The organism is Mesorhizobium sp. WSM4906 (assembly GCF_029674625.1).
In the GTDB taxonomy this organism is placed as follows: domain Bacteria; phylum Pseudomonadota; class Alphaproteobacteria; order Rhizobiales; family Rhizobiaceae; genus Mesorhizobium.
In genome coordinates, this window is sequence record NZ_CP121355.1 from 4,138,203 (window position 1) to 4,151,603 (window position 13,401).

10 protein-coding genes are annotated in these 13,401 nt (G+C 65.2%); 6 read left to right on the forward strand and 4 right to left on the reverse strand.

What is annotated here, in order from left to right; translation table 11 throughout:
- Positions 1-100: 100 nt before the first annotated feature.
- Positions 101-6,301, reverse strand: a complete 6,201-nt coding sequence (locus QAZ22_RS19750) for a kinesin (RefSeq protein WP_278202407.1) — start codon at positions 6,299-6,301, stop codon at positions 101-103.
- A gap of 288 nt (positions 6,302-6,589) precedes the next feature.
- Between QAZ22_RS19750 and QAZ22_RS19755 the strand changes: the two genes are divergently transcribed.
- From QAZ22_RS19755 to QAZ22_RS19765, 3 genes are all read left to right on the forward strand, one after another.
- On the forward strand, positions 6,590-6,958 hold the full coding sequence (locus QAZ22_RS19755; protein ID WP_278074141.1) for an Hpt domain-containing protein: 369 nt from the start codon (positions 6,590-6,592) through the stop codon (positions 6,956-6,958).
- 124 nt (positions 6,959-7,082) lie between these two features.
- Complete coding sequence (locus tag QAZ22_RS19760) at positions 7,083-7,403, forward strand: 2Fe-2S iron-sulfur cluster-binding protein (RefSeq protein WP_278074142.1); 321 nt, start codon at positions 7,083-7,085, stop codon at positions 7,401-7,403.
- Positions 7,404-7,499: 96 nt separating this feature from the next.
- On the forward strand, positions 7,500-8,531 hold the full coding sequence (locus QAZ22_RS19765) for an NAD(P)/FAD-dependent oxidoreductase (RefSeq protein ID WP_278202409.1): 1,032 nt from the start codon (positions 7,500-7,502) through the stop codon (positions 8,529-8,531).
- A 185-nt stretch (positions 8,532-8,716) separates the two neighbouring features.
- Here QAZ22_RS19765 and QAZ22_RS19770 read toward each other — a convergent pair whose 3' ends face one another.
- Both QAZ22_RS19770 and QAZ22_RS19775 read right to left on the reverse strand, forming a co-directional pair.
- The gene (locus tag QAZ22_RS19770) at positions 8,717-10,198 is read right to left on the reverse strand and encodes an MDR family MFS transporter (RefSeq protein ID WP_278202411.1); all 1,482 of its coding nucleotides are present in this window, start codon (positions 10,196-10,198) and stop codon (positions 8,717-8,719) included.
- 233 nt (positions 10,199-10,431) lie between these two features.
- Complete coding sequence (locus tag QAZ22_RS19775; protein ID WP_278202413.1) at positions 10,432-11,052, reverse strand: DUF922 domain-containing protein; 621 nt, start codon at positions 11,050-11,052, stop codon at positions 10,432-10,434.
- A gap of 84 nt (positions 11,053-11,136) precedes the next feature.
- Between QAZ22_RS19775 and folP the strand changes: the two genes are divergently transcribed.
- Genes folP through folK form a run of 3 tightly spaced genes read left to right on the forward strand, consistent with a single transcriptional unit; the run spans position 11,137 to position 12,843 of the window.
- On the forward strand, positions 11,137-11,985 hold the full coding sequence (folP, locus tag QAZ22_RS19780) for a dihydropteroate synthase (protein WP_278202414.1): 849 nt from the start codon (positions 11,137-11,139) through the stop codon (positions 11,983-11,985).
- 2 nt (positions 11,986-11,987) lie between these two features.
- Entirely contained in the window at positions 11,988-12,347 is a 360-nt protein-coding gene (folB, locus tag QAZ22_RS19785) for a dihydroneopterin aldolase (protein WP_278202416.1), read from the forward strand.
- Positions 12,331-12,843, forward strand: a complete 513-nt coding sequence (folK, locus tag QAZ22_RS19790) for a 2-amino-4-hydroxy-6-hydroxymethyldihydropteridine diphosphokinase (RefSeq protein ID WP_278202417.1) — start codon at positions 12,331-12,333, stop codon at positions 12,841-12,843. The genes folB and folK overlap by 17 nt, the downstream gene beginning before the upstream one ends.
- A gap of 3 nt (positions 12,844-12,846) precedes the next feature.
- On the opposite strand, the gene QAZ22_RS19795 is transcribed toward folK, so the two are convergent.
- Complete coding sequence (locus tag QAZ22_RS19795; RefSeq protein ID WP_278202418.1) at positions 12,847-13,395, reverse strand: DUF924 family protein; 549 nt, start codon at positions 13,393-13,395, stop codon at positions 12,847-12,849.
- Positions 13,396-13,401: the final 6 nt, after the last annotated feature.

Consider the following 13,401-nt stretch of genomic DNA (forward strand, 5'->3'; position numbering starts at 1 on the left):
ATCCTGCTGTAAGCGCCGGCCGAGCCGACAATCGACATCGTGGACATGAAAAAGGCGGGTCGAAACCCGCCTTTTTAGTTTCCGATTCTGCCTGCCGGCTTCAGTGCAGGCGGCCGCTGGCGTGGGCCAGCATGGTGTAGACCTTGCCGGTGTCCGACGTCAGGTAGGTCTGCGCCATGATGTTGTCGCGGTCGTTGCGCGACACGTCCTTGAGCAGTTTTTCGAAATCGTCGCAGTAGCGGTCGACGGCGGCGCGGAACTCGGCTTCGGCCTGGTACTTGCGACGGATCTCGTCGAAGGTCTGCTGGCCCTTGAGAGTGTAGAGGCGGCGCGTGAACACGTCGCGCTCGCCGCGACGATAGCGGTTCCACAACTCGATCGAGGCGTCATGGTCGATAGCCCGCGCGATGTCGACGGACAGCGAGTTGAGCGATTCCATGACATGCAGCGGCGAGCGCTGGGCAGGCGCGGCGCGCGGCGCTTCCGCCGGGGCGGCCGGCTTCAGGTCCTCCTCGCGCGACGCGTTGGTCAGGAGATCGCGCACCCAGCCGCCCTGCGGCGTGCGGCCGTTCGGATCGCGGCGCGGCGTCTCGGCGGGGCGCGCGAGGTCCAGCGTGCCGCGCAGCGTCGTCTCGGCGAGCGGCGCCTGTGTGGCTTGGCGCTCAGCTTGAGGCTGCGGCGCCGGCGGACGGCGCAGCGGCGGCTCGGCGGGGCGGGCAGGAGCCTGCGGTGCGGGGCGCAAGCCACGCGGCTCGCCGGTCTCGCTGCTGCCGCTGCGGCCGGATTTCGCAACGATATCCGACAGTTCCTTGAGCGCGTTGATCTGCTCGGAGACGGCGCGGCGGATGGCAGACGTCGATTCCTTGGCCTCTTCCGGCATCTCGATGACGCCCTTCTTGAGCTCTGCGCGGGTAAGGTCCAGCTCGCTCTTGATCGAGCTGGCGGTGCGCCGCATCTCCTCGGTCGCGTCGGCGAAGCGCCGCGTGGCGGAATCGACGACCTCGGCGATGGCCGTGCGGATCTTCTCCGCCGATTCCATCGTGCGGCCCTCGGCGGTTTGCATCGTCTGGCCGACGAGGTTCTCGAAGGAGCGCATGACCTTCTCGAGGTCTTCCGACTTCTTGACCAGGCCGACGGCGAGGTCCTCGAGCGAAGATTGCCGCTCCAGCGTGTGCTCCAGATTGCTCTGCGCGGAACTGAGCAGATTGGAGGCGCTCGACAGCAGACGGCTATGCTCGTCGAACTTGGTCGCGATCGATGCGACCTCGCGCAAGGTCGCCGACGACAGGTCGGTCAGCCGCGTCGTGTTGGAGTCGACGAGACGCGCCGAGCTGGCAAAGGTCTGGGCTGCCTTTTCCGTGGTCGAGGCGAAGCTTTGTGTGCTGCCGTTCAGCCGTTCCTCGATCTGGCCGAGGTTGACGGCAGCCTGGTCGATCAGCTGGCTGAGTTGAGCGCTGGAGGTGCCCATGCGGCCGATGAGGTCGGCAACGCTGTCGGCCAGCGTCGAGCGCGCGCCCTCGACGGCCGAAAGCGTTTCGGCCGTGCGGCTGGCAAGCGCGTTGACGAGGACGGCGTTTTCGCTGCGCAGCTTCTCGGTCGCCCGTTCTGTGACCTCTTCCACGCTCTTCTGCAGCTCGGACCCGCCCTGGGCGAAGCGCTCGACCAGGGGACGCGCCGTCTCGTCGAGGATCCTCGACATCTCCGCGGAGCGCGCCGCAAGCATGGTGTTGAGCTCGCGGGTGTTGGCGCCGATGGTCTTTGCCGCCTCGTTGGTGCTCTGGCCGATGTGCTGGCCGACCGCAGTGAAGGTTTCGGCGATGACGTTGGCGCGCGAGATCAGCTGGGCTTCGGCGCTGGACACCTGCTCGCTGAGCTTCTGGCCCATCGTTTCGGCGCTGTAGGAGAGGCGGTTCTCGACGCTCGCCACCTGCTCCTCGACGCGGGCGGCGGCGGCGGCGGCGCTCGACGCCAGCCTTTCGTCCGCTCCGGCAAGCGCCTGCTCGATCTCGCGGGCGTGGACGGCGAGCTCCTGGCCGGTCTGGCGGGCACGATCGGCGACGCGCTGCTCGGTGGCCGCGAATGCGCCGACAATGGTGTCGGCATGTTCGCCGATGGTCGAGGTGCTGCTGGCGATGCGCGACACCAGGCGGCTGTCGGCGTCGTCGAAGATACGGGCGATTTCGGACGCCCGCGACGACAGCGCTTCCGACCCCTCGGCGATGCGCGAGATCAGATGCTGATCGGCGGCATCGAAGATGCGGCCGAGATCCGAGGCGCGTGCGGCCAGCGCTTCGGCCGATTCGGAGATGCGCATGCCCATCCGCTCGTCCGCGCCCTCGAAGTTGCGCAGGATATCGCCGGCGCGTGCGGCCAGCGACTGCGCCGTTTCGACCGCACGGGCGACCAGCTTCTGGTCGGCGGCATCGAAGGTGCCGGCGATCTCGCTGGCGCGTGCGGCCAGCTTGTCGGCGGTTTCCTCGGCGCGGGCCATGAGCGAATTGGATGCATCGTCGGCGCGGGCCATCAGCATGCTGGAGGTGTCCTGCGCGCGCTCATGCAGGCGGCGATCCGCAGCCTCGAAAGCGTTGGCAATGTCCTCGGCCCTGGCAAGCAGGGCGGCCGAAGTCTGCTCGGCGCGCTCGGCGATCTTGCGATCGGCGTCGCTGAAGGCGGCGCCGGCCTGTTCGTGCAGGGCGCTGGTGACTTCCATCACCTTGTCGCGCAGCGCGCCGGCAACGAAGACGGCGGTCTTTTCAAGCACGCCGCGGACATTGTCGACGCCGGTCGACAGCGCACGTTCCATGGTGGCCGAGCGTTCCTCGATAATGCCGGTCTGTCGGCTGAAGGCCTGCTCGATCTTCTCGACATCGGCGGCGATCGCCGCTGAGATGTCGCCGCTTTTGGCCGCGATCTGGTCGATGTGCCCGGACACCGAGCGGTCGACGTCCTTGCGCGCCTCGGCGAGCTTGGCGAGATCGTCCTCCAGGGCGCGGGCCAGCATGTCACGGCCCTCCGACAGCTTGCCGACATGGCCGGCAATGACGCCGTCGATCTCGGAGCGGCTTTCGGCCAGCTTCTGCAGGTCGGCTTCGAGCGCACGCTTGAGGATATCACGACCCTCTGCGAGCTTCTCCACCTGGCCGGAAACCAGGCCGTCGATACCGGCGCGGCTTTCTGCGAGCTTGGCAAGGTCGGCCTCGAGGGCGCGCGTGAGGATGTCGCGGCCTTCGGCGAGCTTCTCGACCTGGCCGGCAACGAGGCCGTCGATCGAGGCGCGGCTTTCGGCGAGCTTGGCGAGGTCCGCTTCCAGAGCGCGCTTGAGGATGTCGCGACCCTCGGCGAGCTTCTCGACCTGACCGGCGACCAGCCCGTCGATGCTGGAGCGGCTTTCGGCCAGCTTGGCGAGATCGTCCTCCAGGGCCTTGGACAGCGCAGCGCGGTCCTGCGACAGCCTGTCGGCGTGGGTCTGCATGAGGCCGCTGGCATTGACCATGTCGGAATCGAGAGCGCGCGACAGCTCGGCACGATGGTCGCTGATCTTCTGCGAATGATCGACGATGGCGCCTTGGATGGTATTGAGGTCGGCTTCCAGGGCCCGCTTGAGGATATCGCGGCCTTCGGCGAGCTTCTCGACCTGGCCGGCGACAAGGCCGTCGATGCTGGAGCGGCTTTCGGCCAGCTTGGCGAGATCGTCCTCGAGAGCCTTCGACAATGCCGAGCGATCCTGGACGAGCCTGTTTTGATGGTCGGCGATCGCACCGCTGACCGTATGCAGATCGGTTTCCAAAGCCCTGGACAGCTGGGCGCGTTCCTCCTGCACCCGCTCGGAATGTCCCGCGATGGCACCCCTGATGGTGTTTATGTCTGCTTCCAGCGCGCGCTTGAGGATATCGCGGCCTTCGGCGAGCTTCTCGACCTGACCGGCGACCAGCCCGTCGATCGAGGCGCGGCTTTCGGCGAGCTTGGCCAGGTCGGATTCCAGCGTCTGCGACAGCAGGCTGCGGTCCTCGACGAGCTTGCCGGCATGACTGTTGATCAGGTCCCGGATTCCGCTCAAGTCGCCTTCCAGGGCTCGGCTGAGTTCGCCCCTGTCTTCCGCGAGCTTGGCCGAATGTGTTTCGATCAGGGTCCTTATACCGGCGATGTCGGTCTCCAGCGCCTTGGCGAGCACCGCGCGGCCTTCGGCTATCTTCTCGACCTGACCGGCGACCAGGCCGTCGATCGAGGTGCGGCTGTCTGACAGCTTACCGAGATCGGCTTCCAGCGCGCGCGCCAGAATGTTGCGGCCCTCAGCCAGCTTGCCGACATGGCCGGCGACCATTTCGTCAATCATCGTACGGGCTTGGACGAGTCTGCCGGAGTCTTCGTTTAGGGCCTGAGACAGTCGGTTGCGGCCCTCTTCGAGCTGTTCGAGGTGGCTGCCCAGCGAGGCATCGATGGCTGCGTGCGCCTCGTTGACCTTGCGCAGGTCATCTTCCAGCGCGCGCGAGATCAGGCTGCGGCCCTCGGCCAGTTTCTGGACCTGACTGGCCACGGCGTCATCGATGCCGGCGCGACTCTCGGCGAATTTCGCGAGGTCCTCCTGCATGGCGGCCGCCATACGGCTGCTGCTTTCGGAGAGCTTCCGGCTGTGGTCTTCGATGGCTTCGTCGATGCCGGCGCGGGCATCGGCTAGCCGCTGGATGTCGGCGTCGAAGGAGCGCGACACGACGTGGCGGGCAGCTTCCATGCGTCCGGCGAAATCAGTGGCGCGGGCTTCGAGCATGGACGAGGTCGACGAGATGATGTCGGCCATGTCCGCACCGATCTGGGTCTTGCCCTGATCGATCATCGACGACAGTTGGTCCTTGCTCTCGGCGAAAGTATTGGCGATGTCGCGGGCGCGTTCGACCAGCGTCTCATTGATCTGACGGGCGCGGGCCTCAAGCGCCGCGTTGAGCTTCTGCGTGCCGGTGTCGAGCGCCTCGGCGCGGGTCTGGAACTCGCTGATCAGCGCCTGGCCGCGCTCGGCCAGCGTCCGCTCGATGCCGCTGAGGCTCGCTTCGAATTCGGAGCTCAGCGTGCGCGCGGCCCCGCCGAGCAGCGAGACCATGCCGGTGGTGCGGTCGTCGAGCAGGTCGGTGAGCGAGCGGGTGAGGCCGTCGGTCGTGTCGGTCAGCTTGGCGATGCGGGTGTCGAGCAAGCTGGCGAAGGCCTCGCCGGAGGTCGACAGGCGGTCGGTGATCGTATCGAGCCGGGTCTCTACCGAATCGAAGATCGACATCGAGCTTTCGTTGATGCGATCGATCAGCGTGTCGCCCGAATTGTTGATCGTCATCGACAGCTTGGTCGAGGCGTTGAGGATCGAGTCGCGGATGATGTCGCTGGCGGCGCCGATCTCGTCGCGCAGCGTCTCGTGCGCGCCGTGAATCGAGGCGCGCACGCGCTCTGCATGGCTCACGACCGCCTCGCGTTCGCTGCCGAGCCCGTCGACCAGCGAGCGGATGCGCGCTTCGTTCTCGGAATAGGAGCGCTCGATCTGGCTGACTTCGCTGTGGACGAGCGTTTCGAGCTCGACGGCGCGCGCCAACGTGCGCTCGATGCCTTCGCCCATGGCCGCCACCTCGCGGCGAACGGCCTGGCCGATCATCATGACGCGGTCCTGGGCAAGGTTTTCCGGCTCGGCGAGGCGGAAGGCAACTTCGGTCATCGATTGCGCCGCAATGCGCATTTCCTGGGCGCGCCGGATCATGGCGGCGAAGGCCCAGAACAGAATGACCGGGATAATCGCCGCGACCGCCAGGCCGATCAGCTCGGGGCGGGCGAAGAATTGGTCGAAGCTGCGGATCTTCCAGATGTCCGAACCGAACAGAAGATTGGCGAGGCCGCCGGCGCCGGCGATCCAGGCAAGCGAGATGAACGCTATGACCCAGTAGACGGTGCTCGACGCACGCCGGTTGAGGCCATGCAAAAGCGTCCGGTAATCCTTCTGGCGATCGTCGTTGGCTGGCGTGAAACCGGCGGGAGCCGGTGTGAAGCCGGCCGGCTGCGAACCGCGCGATTCGATTGGGCGCAGCTCCGCCGGCTTTGGCTGAGGCGCCGCCTTCGGCGCCGGAGCCTCATTTGCCGGCTCGATCCTCTGGCTGCGGCCTTCGCGCGCCAGCTCGTCCGCGGCCGCGGAAATCTGGGCCTCGAGATCTTCCATCGACGCCGCCATGTCGAGCCCGCCTTCGTCGCCGTTGAGGTCAAGGTCAAGCGCCTTTTCCAGCTCCGCGGCCACGTCGCTCTCGAGGGATTTGGTCGTCGTCGGTTTCTTAGCCATGCCTTCGCTACCCTGTACTAGCTGCCGCGGGACTTATGATTCTGGCCTGATTTTGGCTTGTCTGGTCCCAGACAGGAGGCTGAAAATGGACGTTCGTATCGTAATGACACACGGGGGTAAAGAAAACATGCATTCAGGGCGATACGTAAAACTTTAAATATAAGGTTAACGGAGGCGTGATTTGGGCTGCCTCTGTGACAACATTTTTCCCTGGCAATCGTTAACGCGATGGCGACGCAAGTCGCCTATTTTTTGGCGGTAGGCCGCCTTTCGGGAGTTGCAGTGCGTATGCGTGGTGACAGTGGGATCGCGTTTTCCATGCCCGGCGGTGACGTGTCGGGAACGGCAGGGTCGCGACCTGTGGATATGGCCCATCTTGCGCGGCAGACGATGGATGATCGCGCGCTCGAACAGGAAGTGCTGGCGCTGTTCGTGCAGCAGGCGCTATCGGTGCGCGACAAGATTGCCGATGCCGATGCCAAGGAACGGGTGCTCCTCGCACACAGCCTCAAGGGCTCGGCGCGCGGTATCGGCGCCTTTGCCGTCGCCGAATGCGCCGCGGCGATCGAAAAGCAGCCCGAGGATGCCCGCATCTTGAAGAAGCTTGGCGTGCTGATCGAGGAAGTGCGGGACTTCATCGCCGCCATCAGCCGCTAGCCCCTCGCGAGAGCACCTTCCGAAAACGTCATTTGGCTGAAAACGTCATTTGGTGGCGTTTTTCGCGCCGCAGTTGACTTGTCCGGCGGAGTGATTATCTCGGCTGCGACTCCTCAGGTGACAAATGACAAAGCTGACTTTCATCGCCAATGACGGCACTCAATTCGACGTGGAGGCCGAGAACGGCTCGACCGTCATGGAAAACGCGATCCGCAACGCGGTGCCCGGCATCGAGGCGGAATGCGGCGGCGCTTGCGCCTGCGCGACCTGCCACGTCTATGTCGACGAGGCTTGGACGGCCGAGGTCGGCGAGCCGGAAGCGATGGAGGAGGACATGCTGGACTTCGCTTACGACGTCCGGCCGAACTCGCGCCTGTCCTGCCAGATCAAGGTGCGCGACGCGCTCGACGGCCTCGTCGTGCGCGTTCCCGAACGCCAGGGCTGAACCAACCCTCCATTTTCCAATTTTTCCCGTGGCTGCTTGGCAGCGGGCCATAGGTCATGCACTGTCCCCACCATTTCCCAAAATGGGGCGGAGCTGATGACGGATACGATCAAGACGGACGTACTTATTGTCGGGGCAGGGCCGGTCGGCCTGTTCGCCGTATTCGAACTCGGCCTGTTCGACATGAAGTGCCATCTCATCGACATCCTCGACCGTCCCGGCGGACAATGCGCCGAGCTCTATCCGGAAAAGCCGATCTACGACATTCCGGGCTGGCCATTGATCACCGCCCAGGGCCTGGTCGACAAGCTGCTCGAGCAGATACATCCGTTCAAGCCGGACTTCACCTTCAACCGCATGGTCTCCAGCCTGGAGAAACTCGAGGACGGTACGTTCCGCGTCACCACCGACGAAAATGAAGTGTTCGAGGCCAAGGTTGTGGTGATCGCCGCCGGCGGCGGCTCGTTCCAGCCCAAGCGTCCGCCCATCCCGGGCATCGAGGACTATGAAGGCAGGAGCGTCTTCTACTCGGTCCGGCGCATGGAGGATTTCCGCGGCCATGACCTCGTCATCGTCGGCGGCGGCGATTCGGCGCTCGACTGGACGCTCAATCTGCAGCCGATCGCCAAAAGCGTGACGCTCGTCCACCGGCGTGCGGAGTTCCGGGCGGCGCCGGACAGCGTCAACAAGATGTATGCCATGCAGGAGATGAAGCAACTGAGATTCCTGGTCGGTCAGGTGAGCGGCTTGGCGGGCGCCGAGGGCCAGCTCTCATCCGCGACCATCAAGGGCGGCCCAGACGGCGATATCGAGGTGCCGTGCACCCGCATGCTGCCGTTCTTCGGCCTCACCATGAAGCTCGGGCCGATCGCCGAGTGGGGGTTGAACCTGCACGAGAACCTGATCCCGGTCGACACCGAGAAATTCCAGACATCGGTGCCCGGCATCTTCGCCGTCGGCGACATCAACTGGTATCCCGGCAAGCTGAAGCTGATCCTGTCAGGCTTCCACGAGGTCGCCCTGATGGCGCAGGCCGCCAAGCGCGTCGTCAGCCCCGGCGAGCGGATCGTATTCCAGTACACGACCTCGTCGACCAGCTTGCAGAAGAAGCTCGGCGTCCACGACTGAGCTATGTTGATATTCAGGTGATGCCGGCCTGCGAACGGAGCCTCCTGCGCTTCCGGCCTTCGCCGGCCGGAGCCACTCGTGAGTGGCCAAGCAGCCGAATTAAGGCTACGGCCGGCGTAGGCCGGTTCTCGGAAGCCGCCATTCTCGGCTCGGCCTGACCTGAATCTCAACACACCTCGGAGGGACTACTCCGCAAGCACGGGCGCGGCGTTCTCGTCATGGCCGCGCAGCGGCTTTTCGGGCATCAGCGCCAGCACGACGAGCGCCAGGACGAGCGTGATGCCGGCGGTGAGGAAGATCATCACGAACGGCATCGCCGATGTCAGCTCGATATGCGTCTCAGAGCCCTCGGCCGCGAGCGGCAGGCCATAGCCGAGCGCGACGGCGCCGAGCATGGCGACACCAAGCGCGCCGCCCAGCGAGCGCAGGAAGGTCAGCACGCCGGTCGCGACACCGAGATGGGCACGATCGACCGCGTTCTGGACCGAGACGGTGCTGACCGGGAAGGTCGTGCCGCTGCCGATGCCGATGAGCGTCGTCAGGACCTCGACTTCGAGCAGCGAGGCTTGCCCCGCAATGGCGCTGAGCACGCCGATGCAGACGATCGCCAAAATGATGCCGATCATGGCGATGCGCTTGTAGTGGACGAAGCGCGGGATCATGCGGCCGCTGAAGGTGGCGCCGGCAACGGTGCCGAGAAGCAGCCCGAGCATGGCGGTGCCGGATTCGCTGACCGAGAGTCCGACGACCGACTGCAGATAGACCGGCAGGTAGACCGAGGCGCCAATGTTTGCCGCCTGCAGCAGGAACAACGACAGCGTGCCGGCGAGCACGATCGGATTGCCCAGCACTTCGAGCGAGATCAGCGGCTCACTGGCCCTCAGCAGCCGTAGCGCGAACAGCGCCCAGAACACGGCCGAGCAGGCGACCAGCCCGAGGATTTCCGGCGAGAGCCACGGATAGGTGCTGCCGCCCCAGTTCAGCGCCAGGAGCAGCAGCGCCGTGGCGATCACCAGGAGCACGGCGCCCAGCCCGTCGATGCGGTGGTGCTTGGCCGCGATAGGCAGCTTCTTCAGCGGGTTGTTGATTATTGCCATCGCCAGGAAGCCGATCGGCAGGTTGATCCAGAAGATCAGCGACCAGTGCAGGTGCTCGGCGAACACGCCGCCAAGCAGCGGACCGGCGACGCTGGCGACCGCCCATGTGCCGGCTATCCAGGCGGCGTAGCGTGCGCGCTCGCGCGGCGGCACGAGATCGCCGATGACCGTTTGGGCAAGCGCGAACAGACCGCCGCCGCCCGCGCCCTGAATCGCCCGGCCGATGACCAGCACCAGCATGTTGGGGGCCAGGGCACTGACCAGCGAGCCCAGAAGAAAGATCAGGATAGCGGCGTAGATGACCGGCCGGCGGCCATAGACGTCGGAAATCTTGCCGTAAAGCGGCGCCATCGCCGTCGCGGTCAAAAGATAGCCGGTCACGATCCATGGCAGATATTCAGCGTGGCCGAGAGCGCGCGCGATGGTCGGCAGGGCAGGGGCGACGATGGTCTGGTCAAGTGCCGCCAGAAGCATCGACAGCAGCACGCCGCCGATAATGGCGTTCTTCTCGCTTTCGCTGATCGGCGGCGAGGTCGCCATCGTCGTGCGATTGTCGACGGTCTGGTCCATGCGTCGTTCTTTCAAAAAGGCCGGCTCAAGGCTCGTGCGCGGTCCGCAAGAAACGGCCGGTTCCGGGACGTCTTCCGCTTGCCGTTCCTATCTCTGCTTCCGAAGCCCGCCCGAGGCGGACCCGGTACATGTCGTCCGATATAGGTCGTTTTCGACCGCCGCTCGAAAGTTTTTCGAATCTGGCACCATGTTTAGGGCGGGATTGGCCTTCGCTGGGACTGCGGCTCCGTCGATCAAGCCGGCGGCAGTTGGCCACTTTGGATGCGCTGCATCCGGTAGCGCAGAAGCCGGATGATCCGGCTTTCGAAGTTGACGCTTTCGACGCGGTCGAACTGCACCTGGGCGCGGTCGTGCTCGGCAAGGATGGCGGAAGAGATCTCGGCGGCCTTGGCCTTCACCGCTTCGCAGGTCTTTTGCGGATAGGTCGCCTTCAGCGCGTCCTCGAGGTCGCGGGCATGGTTCTTGGCGATCTCGACATGGCGCTCCTCGTGGCGCTTGATGTCCGCCGACAGCGTGTCCCAGAACAGCCTGACGTCCGGATCGGCCTTGCGCGGTCGCCGCCATTCGGGAAGGATCACCTTGACCTTCAGAGTGACCTGCGCGTTCGCGATCCGGCAGGAATTCGCAGTCTGCGCGTAGCTGACGCGGGTGGTGAAGGCCATCTGCGTTGCGCCCGGATGCCTGGAGCCGGTGCTCTTCACTTCGGGACCGTTTTTTGTCAGCTGCTTTTCGATGTCGTCCAGCGTGCGGCCGGTGACGGCGAAATAGCTGTAGGTCTTCACCAGATTCGCCGCGCCAGCCGGCGCGGTGGCGAGGACGAGCATCAGGGCGCTGAGCAGGGGACGGTTCATCATGTTGCCTCTTCACGCACCTTGCTTTACGGCCGTTGCCGGCGCAACGAAATTGATTTCGCGCGGATCACACATGGTTGATGGACAATGACAAGGCGATGGCAGCTCGCGCATGGACGCCATCTCGACCTCGGCCCCAAGGCGGTGGTCGTCGGTATCCTCAACGTGACACCGGATAGTTTTTCCGATGGTGGATTGTTCATTGCGCCCGAGAAGGCGATAGCCCAGGCGCGCCGCATGGCGGAAGAGGGGGCCGCCATCATCGATATCGGCGGGGAATCGACGCGGCCGGGGTTTGCCCCGATCACCGCCGGGGAAGAGCAGGGGCGGGTGCTGCCGATCATCGAGGCGCTCGCAGGATCGGGCGAGGCCCTGATTTCGATCGACACCTATCGCGAGGATACGGCGCGTCGGGCCGTCGCAGCCGGTGCGCATATCGTCAACGACGTCTGGGGCCTGCAGCGCGAGCCCGGCATAGCGCGTGTCGCGGCCGAGACCGGCGCCGGCCTCATCATCATGCATACCGGACGCGAACGGCAGAAGTTGCCGGACGTGATCGAGGACCAGTTCCTGTTCCTGCGCAAATCGCTGGAGATCGCGCGCGCCGGCAATGTTTCCGATAGCCAGATCGTGCTCGACGCCGGCTTCGGCTTCGCCAAGGAAACGACGGAGGAAAATCTCGATCTGATGGCGCGGTTCTCCGAGCTTCAGGCGCTCGGCTTCCCGCTGATGGCGGGGACTTCGCGCAAGCGTTTCATTGGAGGCGTCACGGGGCGCGAACCTGCTGAGCGGGCGGCCGGCACCGCGGCCACCAGCGTCATCCTGCGGCTCAAAGGCGCCGATCTTTTTCGCGTCCACGATGTCGCAATCAACGTGGATGCGCTGGCGGTGGCCGATGCTATGTTGGCGCGAGAAACCCACTCTCCCGGACGCTGACCATGTATGTCATCCGCATGAAGAACTGCGCCTTCTTTGCCCGGCACGGCGTGCTGGACGAAGAGGAGACGCTCGGCCAGCGTTTTTATGTCGACGCCGAACTGACCGTCGAGCCCAGCCGGCCGCTGGAGGAAGATTCCATCGAGGATACAGTCAATTACGGCATCGCCTTTTCGGTGATCGAGAAGATCGTCACCGGGCACCGCCGTTTCCTGATCGAGGCGCTGGCGCTGGAAGTGGCGAAGGCGCTGGCGGCTCGGTTTCCACAGATAAGGAAAGCCGAGATTACGGTGCGCAAGCCGAACGCCCCGGTGCCAGGCGTGCTCGATCATGTCGAGGTGACCGTTGTCTGGCCCCAATAGCGTCGTCTACCTCAGTCTCGGCGGCAATCTCGGCGACCCGGCGAAGTCCATGGCCGCGGCGCTGCGCATGCTGGATGGCGATGACAAGACGCGCGTCACCGCCGTCTCCTCGCTTTACCGCACGCCGCCCTGGGGCAAGCTCGACCAGCCGGATTTCCTCAACGCCGCGGCTGCGGTCGAAACGGCGCTGCCGCCACGCGCCCTGCTCGACCTCTGCCTCGACGTCGAGAGACGGCTGAAGCGGGTGCGCGAGGAGCGCTGGGGGCCGCGCCTGATCGACATCGACATATTGGTGTTCGGCGACCGCGTGATCCACGAGACCGGCCTTGAGGTTCCTCATCCACGCATGCTGGAGCGCGCCTTCGTGCTGGCCCCGCTGGCCGAGATCGCGCCCGACCTCGTTGTCGGCGGCAAAAGCGTGTCGGAGCGGCTCGGCGCCGTCGATGCGTCGGGGATCGAGCGCCTGCCGTCAGGCCGGGAATGGTGGCTGAGCTGAAACTCAGCCGGAGAAGCCGCCGCCTTCGAGAAAGGCCTTTTCCTCGAGCGTCGTCTGGCGGCCGAGCATTTTGTTTCGATGCGGAAAGCGGCCGAAGCGCTCGACGATCTCCAGATGCTCCTTGGCGTATTTGAGGTAGTCCGGCGCTCGCGCGGCGGTGAGTTCCACCGATCGCTGCTGGTCCGCAAGCAACTCCGAATGCTCGAAGGGCAGATAAAGGAAGACGCGCAGGCTCTCGTCGAGCGCAAGGTCTTGGCCGGCGGCGATCGCCCGGTCGGCGAAATGCCTGGCGAGCGGATCGGTCGCGTACATATGCCCGGTGCCGCGGAAGCAGTTGCGCGGAAACTGATCGAGCAGGATCATCAGCGCCAACGATCCCTCGGCATGGGCGTTCCAGTCGTCGCATTCACGGCCGGCGGCGGCATAGTGCAGCTCCAGGAAGCGCTTGCGGAAATCCGTGTCGAACGCATCGTTCTTCTCGAACCAGGCGTCCTCGCCGGCATCGCGCCAGAATTTGGTGACGGAAAGCGCCCGCGCGTCGAGCCCTGCCATGCGTTG